Source organism: Pseudomonas sp. 15C (genome assembly GCF_055484735.1).
Map to the genome: position 1 here is coordinate 1 of NZ_JBUDGD010000106.1, position 7,297 is coordinate 7,297.

The following is a 7,297-nucleotide window of genomic DNA, read 5'->3' on the forward strand; positions in this document are numbered from 1 at the left end:
GTCTGCTCGCCCATTGCACCGAGAAAACCAATGCGCCCGCTGCGACCCGCCAATGGGAGCAGGTGTTCGAGCGTGCCGGATTGAAACTGACAACCCAGGCCACCGGCTGCTGCGGCATGTCCGGCACTTACGGCCACGAGGCGCGCAATCGTCAGACCTCGGCGCTGATTTACGAGCAGTCCTGGGCGCGCCAGGTCGACGCATCGGCGGAGCAGGGCGAAGCGCTGGCAACCGGCTATTCGTGCCGCAGCCAGGTCAAGCGCCAGTCGGATCAGGCGTTGCGTCATCCGTTACAGGTGCTGCTGGCGGCTCAGCGTCGCTGACGCTGTCGTCGGTGTCCTTGTCCCAGATCAGCCGCGGATCGAAGCTCATCGCCGCGAGCATGGTGAACACCACGACCAGGCCGAAAAACAGAATGCCCGGTCGTGGCTCGATGTCGCCCAGCGTCTGGAATTTCACCAGCGCGGCGACCAACGCCACCACCAGCACATCGAGCATCGACCAATAACCGATCAGCTCGACGAAACGGTACAGCTTCGAGCGCTCCTTGCGTGCCCAGGCGCTGTCGCGCTGCACGGTGATCAGCAGCAAGGTCAGGGCGACGAACTTGATCCCCGGCACGGCGATACTGGCGATGAAAATGATCAGGGCAATGTCCCACGCACCCGCTTCCCAGAATTCCAGCACGCCGCTCATGATCGTGCTGTCGGCGCCGCTGCCGAGCATCAGCGTATTCATCACCGGCAGCAGATTGGCCGGCACGTAAAACGCCAGCGCGGCGAGCATGTACGCCCAGGTGCGCGTCAGCGAATTGGTCTTGCGTCGGTGCAGTGGCGCATCGCAGCGCGGGCAATAATGCGGTTCGTCGCGCATATCGCAGGCCAGGCCGCAGCTGTGACACAGGCACAGGTTGAGCTCGGCGGCGGTCGGTGGACGTTTCATAAAATATCCCACAGTTCACGGATGTCGCGCCCGGCAATGCGGATCATCATCAGGCTCAGCGCCGCCAGAGCGAACAGGCCGATACCCGGCAGCACATCGAGCAGCCCGGCGAGCTTGAACACCGCGACCATTGCACCCAGCAGGCACACCTCAAGCATGCTCCACGGACGCAGGGTCTCCAGCCAGCGCATCGACAGCTTGAAGCCCGGTGCCCGTCGCGACGTCAGGGCAAAACCCAGCACCCAGATCAGCAACACCAATTGAAAGGCCGGGGCGATGATGATCGCGATTGCCGCGACCATGGCGATGAAGGTGATCGGCCCCTGACTCAGCGCCAGCACCGAATCCCACAGCGTGGCGCTGTTCTTCAGGCCTTTGAGGCTGATGCTCATCACCGGGTAGAAATTGGCGAACAGCCACAGCATCGCCGCCGTGAAGGTCAGTGCCAGGCGCTGTTCGATGGTCAGGCCGTTGTAGCGCTGCAAGACGCCGCCGCAGCGTACGCAGAGAGTTTTCTGGTGTTTGGCGAGGACGACTTTTTGATAAACGCAGTCGCAGTGCTCGCAGATGATCAGGTGTTCGGTGTTGACCATGGACCACGCTCGGCAATCAGCCGCAAGGGCAGGGAGACTTGATCACTATAGAAGTCTGAGGCGATTGGGCAAATGCAGCGGGGCATACGATGGATAAGTCCTGAGAATCACTCTCGATCGGGTTTGGATGTTGCGTTTTTGATGTTATAAGGTAACGCAGTTTTTCAGGCGGCCAGTCGCTCCCGCCTGGTGTCTTTCCTTTGAATGTGAAATATCCATGACGATTGCGCTGTCCCGATCTGCTCCGGTTACGTCCGGCCGACTGTTGTCCATCGATGCGCTCAGGGGGCTGGTGATCCTGTTCATGTTGCTCGACCATGTGCGTGAAACCTTCCTGCTGCACCGTCAGGTCGGCGATCCGATGGACATTGCCAGCACTGAGCCGGCGTTGTTCCTCAGTCGCACCCTGGCGCACCTGTGCGCCCCGGTGTTCGTGCTGCTGACCGGGTTGTCGGCGTGGCTGTTCGGGGAGAAGTATGCCGGCAAGGCGGATGTCAGCGCGTTTCTGCTCAAGCGCGGGTTGTTTCTGGTGGTGCTGGAATTCACCTTGGTCAACTTTGCCTGGACGTTCCAGCTCCCGCCAAGCGTGATTTATCTGCAAGTGATCTGGGCCATCGGCTTGAGCATGATCGCCTTGTCGGCACTGGTCTGGCTGCCGCGCGCGCTATTGCTGACGTTGAGCGTGCTGATCATCGCCGGTCACAACCTTCTCGACGGCGTGCATTTCCCGTTGGAATCGGCGCTGCATGTGCCTTGGGCGATCCTGCATGATCGCGGCTGGATCGACGTCAGCGACAGCTTGCGTCTGCGCACCTCCTATCCGTTGTTGCCGTGGATCGGTGTGATCGGTCTGGGCTACGCCTTGGGGCCGTGGTTTGCCCGCGGCGTCGACGCCGTTGTGCGGCAACGGCGCCTGCTGATCGCCGGTGGCGCAGGGCTGCTTGGCTTTGTCGCGCTGCGGCTGCTCAACGGTTACGGGGAAAAGCCATGGGCCGCAGGCGACACGCTGGTGCAAACGTTGATGAGCTTTTTCAACATCACCAAGTACCCGCCGTCGCTGCTGTTTATTGCATTGACAGTGAGTATCGGCTTGTTGCTGCTATTGGCGTTCGAACGCGTGCAGGAGCGGCGCTGGATTCGCTGGCTGACCGTGTTCGGTTCGGCACCGATGTTTTTCTATCTGCTGCACTTGTATGCCTTGAAAGTGCTGTACCTGATCGGCGTAGCGCTGTTCGGGCTGAATCAGGGCAGCTATTTTGGCTTTTCGTCGGTGGCGGCAATCTGGCTGGCCGCAATCATTCTGGCGATTGCACTGTTCCCGGCCGTGCGCTGGTTTTCGGACTTGAAAGCGCGCCGTCGGGATCTGACCTGGTTGAAGTATTTGTAAGCACTGACCGCCGCCATCGCCAGCAGACTGGCTCCCACAGTGTTTTGTGTTGTGCCCGCAACGGAGCTGCAACCCATTACCTGTAGGAGTGAGCCTGCTCGCGATAGCGGTCTGTCAGCCAAAAAAAATTCAACTGATCAGATGCAACCGCCAGCAGGCTGACTACAGGGTCATTTACGATCCAGCCACACAGTCTGCGCGTTGCAGAATTCGCGGACGCCGAAATGTGAAAGCTCGCGGCCGAAACCGCTTTTCTTTACGCCGCCGAAGGTCACGCGCGGGTCACTGGCGGAGTAGCCGTTGATGAACACGCCGCCGGTGTCCAGTTCGCTGGTCAGTTGCTGAGCCAGTGGCACGTTGGCGGTGTAGATCGTCGCGGTCAGGCCGAATTCGCTGTCGTTGGCCAGCGCTACGGCGTGGGCGCAGTCGCGGGCGGTGATGATCGAGGCGACCGGGCCGAACAGTTCCTGTTTGAACGAGGTCATGCGGTCGGTGACGTCCGCCAGCACGGTAGGCTCGTAGTAGTTGCCCGGGCCAGCCGCTTTGCCGCCGCCGAGCAGCAGCGTCGCGCCTTCTTCCAGGGTGTCGCGTACTTGCTGGTCGAGTTCATCGCGCAGGTCGAAACGCGCCATCGGGCCGATGTAAGTGTCGGCAGCCAATGGATCGCCGACCTTCAACTGACGTGTGGCTTCGACGAATTTACGCGTGAACTCCTCGACCACGCCTTCCTCGATGATCAGACGCTTGGCCGCCGCACAGACCTGACCGGAGTTCTGATAGCGACCGATGACAGCAGCCTGCACGGCTTCATCAATGTCAGCATCGTTGAGCACGATGAACGGGTCGGAGCCGCCCAGCTCCAGCACGCATTTTTTCAGGGCAGCACCGGCCTGAGCACCGATGGCCATACCAGCGCGGACGCTACCGGTCAGCGTGACCGCAGCAATGCGCGGGTCGGCGATGGCGGTCGATACGCCTTCTGGCGTGACGTTGATTACTTCAAACACACCATCGGCGAAACCGGCGCGGGTGAACGCGTCGCGCAGCAGGTAAGCGCTGCCCATCACGTTCGGCGCATGTTTGAGCACATAAGTGTTGCCAGCGATCAGCGCCGGCACGGCGCCGCGCAGCACTTGCCAGATCGGGAAGTTCCACGGCATCACCGCCAGAATCGGCCCGAGTGGACGGTATTCAATGCGCGCCTTGCCGCCCTCGACCTGAGTCGGTTCGGCGTCGAGCATGGCCGGGCCGTGTTCGGCGTACCACTCGCAGAGCTTGGCGCACTTTTCGATTTCGCCACGGGCCTGGGCGATCGGCTTGCCCATTTCCAGGGTGATCATGGTCGCCATGGCCTCAGCGGTGTCGCGCAGCGAGCCGGCTAGGGCGGTCAGCAAGCGTGAGCGGTCCTGCAACGGCTTGCGCTTCCACTTGCCGAAGCCGTAGGCAGCGCGGGTCAACGCAGCATCGAGGTCGGCAGCGGATTCGAAGGCGTAGTGGCCGATCTGCTCACCGGTGGCTGGGTTGATCGAAATGGCGTGGGTCTGGCTGGAAATCTGGCTCATGGCGTCGTCCTGCATGTTCAGTGGATGGGCCTAGAGTAGGGTGGCGTTTGTTTTCTGGAAACTGAATAATAAAGATCGTTTCTTTCACGATTGGAGAATGCCTGTGGACCTGGTGCAACTGGAAATCTTCAAAGCCGTGGCCGAGCACGGCAGCATCAGCGCCGCGGCCGCGCAAATCCATCGCGTGCCGTCGAACCTGACCACGCGGATCAAGCAACTGGAGCAAGACCTGGGCGTCGATCTGTTCATTCGTGAGAAAAGCCGTTTGCGCCTGTCACCGGCCGGGTGGAGTTTTCTCGAGTACGCGCGGCGGATTCTCGATCTCGTGCAGGAGGCGCGGGCAACGGTGGCGGGTGAAGAACCGCAGGGTGCGTTTCCCTTGGGATCGCTGGAAAGCACGGCGGCGGTGCGCATTCCCGAACTGCTGGCGGCGTATAACCAACTGCATCCCAAAGTCGATCTGGACCTGTCGACCGGTCCATCGGGGACCATGATCGACGGCGTGCTGGCCGGGCGCCTCGCGGCGGCGTTCGTCGATGGCCCGGTGCTGCATCCAACCCTGGAAGGCGTGCCGGCCTTCGAGGAAGAAATGGTCATCATCGCGCCGCTCAACCATGCGCCCGTCCAGCGTGCGGCAGATGTGAACGGCGAAAACATCTACGCCTTTCGTTCCAACTGCTCTTATCGCCATCACTTCGAAAAATGGTTCAGCACCGACGCCGCCGTGCCGGGCAAGATCTTCGAAATGGAGTCCTACCACGGCATGCTCGCCTGCGTCAGTGCCGGCGCCGGGTTGGCGCTGATGCCGCGCAAAATGCTGCAAAGCATGCCCGGCAGCGCAACCGTCAGCGTCTGGCCATTGACTGCTGATTTTCGTTACCTGACCACGTGGCTGGTCTGGCGTCGCGGCACGGTGTCGCGCAGCTTGAGCATGTTCGTGCGCTTGCTCGAAGAGCGTGGGGTGGTGCCGGCGGATGCCTGACCGCGGCTGCAAATCAGCCGCGGTCAGGCGTGGGCTTATTGCGACTCGAGGCTGGCGATCAACGCCTCGGTGTCGGTAATGACATGGGCGAAGGTCGGACCGTTGAGCTCGTGGGCCGCGTGCATCATCTCTTCTTTGAACGCGGCGGTCGCATCGCGGACCAGCGTGACGTGGTAGCCGAGTTCCGCTGCATAGCGGGCGGTGGCTTCGATGCAGGTATTGGCCAGCAGACCGACGATGATGACGTGGGTGATGCCTTTCTGCTTCAGGCGAAAATCCAGGTCGGTGTTGGCGAAACCGCTTGAGCCCCAATGTTCCTGAACGACAATGTCGCCGTCCTGCGGGGTGAAATCCGGATGCCATTCGCCACCCCATTCGCCGCGGGCGAAATGATGCATGTGCATGATCTTGCACTGCGTAGGCGTGGGGTGATCCCAGCTTTCGTAATCGCCTTTTTCCCAACGATGATGCGGTACGATCACCACCGGAATGCGCAGGCTACGCACCGCGCGGTCGAGTTTGCGCAGGTTGTCGAGCAGGCCGTTCTGCTCGGCCATGGGTTTGATCAGCGGGAAAACCTTGCCACCCTCGGAAAGGAAATCGTTGTACGGATCGACCAGCAGATAGGCAGTGCGGTCCAGCGGGTAGAGAGGGCTTGACATGACGGCTTGCTCCGGCAAAAGGAAAGAGCGGTGCGCAGGGCTTGTCCCGGCATCGTGTTGATATGATAATCATAGTAACTGCAAAAGAGGCAAGCTCCGATGGCTGAAAACCATAGCGCACCCGACACTCTGTGCCCGATTTCACGGGCCGAAAACATCGTCGGTGATCGCTGGACCGTGCTGGTTCTGCGCGAGTTGTTCATGGCCAACCATCGCTACGACGAGATCCAGGCGCAGACCGGTGGCACCCCACAGATGGTCGCCACGCGTCTCAAGTGCCTGGAGGCGGACGAACTGGTCGAGCGGCGTTTGTACAACGAACGGCCGAAACGCTACGAATATCACCTCACCGCGAAAGGCGAAGCCTTCTACCCAGTGATCCTGGCCTTGCGCGCCTGGGGCGAAACCTGGTGCAAAGCCCCCGAGGAAGGGCTGGCGGTGGTCTTCACCCACAAACCCTGCAACCACCCCGCAGGCCTCGGGCCGGTGTGCGCGCATTGCGGCGAACCATTGCGCCGTGAAGATCTGATCAGCCAGCCGCAAGCGGCTTACGTCGCCGAACGCCAGGCACGGCGCGAGGCGTTCAAAAACAGATAGCCATGCAAACAACGACCCTTGCAGGAGCGAGACAGCTCGGTAAGGCGGAGGGTCAGTCACCGTTGGGATATCCGACCCGTTGCTATCGCCAGCAGGCTGGCTCCCACAGTTTGGATTGGTTGGACCAGCAAAGAGAATGCTTGGCTGACGCGCTGCCATCGCTTGAGGGCAGAATCAAAAGCCCCTCACCCTAGCCCTCCCGAAACGTCGGACCGCCCGTAGGGAGAGGGGACTGATCGCGGTGGATGTGGGGGCTACGTCGACATGAAAAACCGAGTCGAATACAAATTTCAAATCCAATCAAAATCGGCTCCTCTCCCTCGGGAGAGGGCTGGGCGGGCGGCGTTCCGATGAGGGGCAGCCACACCGAAAATCCCAAGCCAACCACCCGCTTCTCACCACTCAACAATGAGCGCAAGCTCGAGTGCCCTTGATCTTGATCTTGCCTAACCGGCGACATCGGAAGGCTGAGTGGAGGGATCGATCCGGGCGTGGGAGCGCAGCGACCGTACGACGAAGTCGTACACAGCGGAAGGAGGTGCAGCGCAGCAAACCGTAGCCGCTGCGCCCGG

7 protein-coding genes and 1 pseudogene are annotated in these 7,297 nt (G+C 61.1%); 4 read left to right on the forward strand and 4 right to left on the reverse strand.

Translation table 11 applies throughout. The features are described 5' to 3' along the window. Nucleotides 1–323, forward strand: a pseudogene (locus tag ACYYKW_RS26165) (hypothetical protein); the annotation flags it as partial. Here the strand turns inward: ACYYKW_RS26165 and ACYYKW_RS26170 are convergent. Further along, nucleotides 256–942, reverse strand: a complete 687-nt coding sequence (locus ACYYKW_RS26170; protein WP_464991561.1) for a paraquat-inducible protein A — start codon at nt 940–942, stop codon at nt 256–258. The pseudogene ACYYKW_RS26165 and the gene ACYYKW_RS26170 overlap by 68 nt on opposite strands. After that, on the reverse strand, nt 939–1,535 hold the full coding sequence (locus ACYYKW_RS26175) for a paraquat-inducible protein A (protein ID WP_093100803.1): 597 nt from the start codon (nt 1,533–1,535) through the stop codon (nt 939–941). Before ACYYKW_RS26175 ends, ACYYKW_RS26170 begins: the two co-directional genes overlap by 4 nt. A gap of 217 nt (nt 1,536–1,752) precedes the next feature. Here ACYYKW_RS26175 and ACYYKW_RS26180 point away from each other — a divergent pair, with 217 nt between their 5' ends. Next, nucleotides 1,753–2,922 (forward strand): acetyltransferase domain-containing protein, encoded by a 1,170-nt coding sequence (locus ACYYKW_RS26180; RefSeq protein WP_464991562.1) that lies wholly within the window; start codon nt 1,753–1,755, stop codon nt 2,920–2,922. Between the two features lie 170 nt (nt 2,923–3,092). Here ACYYKW_RS26180 and ACYYKW_RS26185 read toward each other — a convergent pair whose 3' ends face one another. Next, a complete protein-coding gene (locus tag ACYYKW_RS26185) occupies nt 3,093–4,484 on the reverse strand; it encodes an aldehyde dehydrogenase family protein (protein WP_464991563.1) in 1,392 nt (463 codons plus the stop codon). Between the two features lie 103 nt (nt 4,485–4,587). Between ACYYKW_RS26185 and ptrR the strand changes: the two genes are divergently transcribed. After that, nucleotides 4,588–5,466 carry a putrescine utilization regulator PtrR gene (gene ptrR, locus ACYYKW_RS26190; RefSeq protein WP_090288565.1) on the forward strand — a complete coding sequence of 293 codons (879 nt, stop codon included), beginning with the start codon at nt 4,588–4,590 and terminating at the stop codon, nt 5,464–5,466. A 35-nt stretch (nt 5,467–5,501) separates the two neighbouring features. Here the strand turns inward: ptrR and ACYYKW_RS26195 are convergent, their stop codons facing one another. Continuing rightward, complete coding sequence (locus tag ACYYKW_RS26195; RefSeq protein WP_464991564.1) at nt 5,502–6,128, reverse strand: cysteine hydrolase family protein; 627 nt, start codon at nt 6,126–6,128, stop codon at nt 5,502–5,504. 99 nt (nt 6,129–6,227) lie between these two features. Here ACYYKW_RS26195 and ACYYKW_RS26200 point away from each other — a divergent pair, with 99 nt between their 5' ends. After that, nucleotides 6,228–6,725: a winged helix-turn-helix transcriptional regulator gene (locus ACYYKW_RS26200; RefSeq protein WP_464991565.1), complete on the forward strand. Its 498-nt coding sequence runs from the start codon at nt 6,228–6,230 to the stop codon at nt 6,723–6,725. Nucleotides 6,726–7,297: the final 572 nt, after the last annotated feature.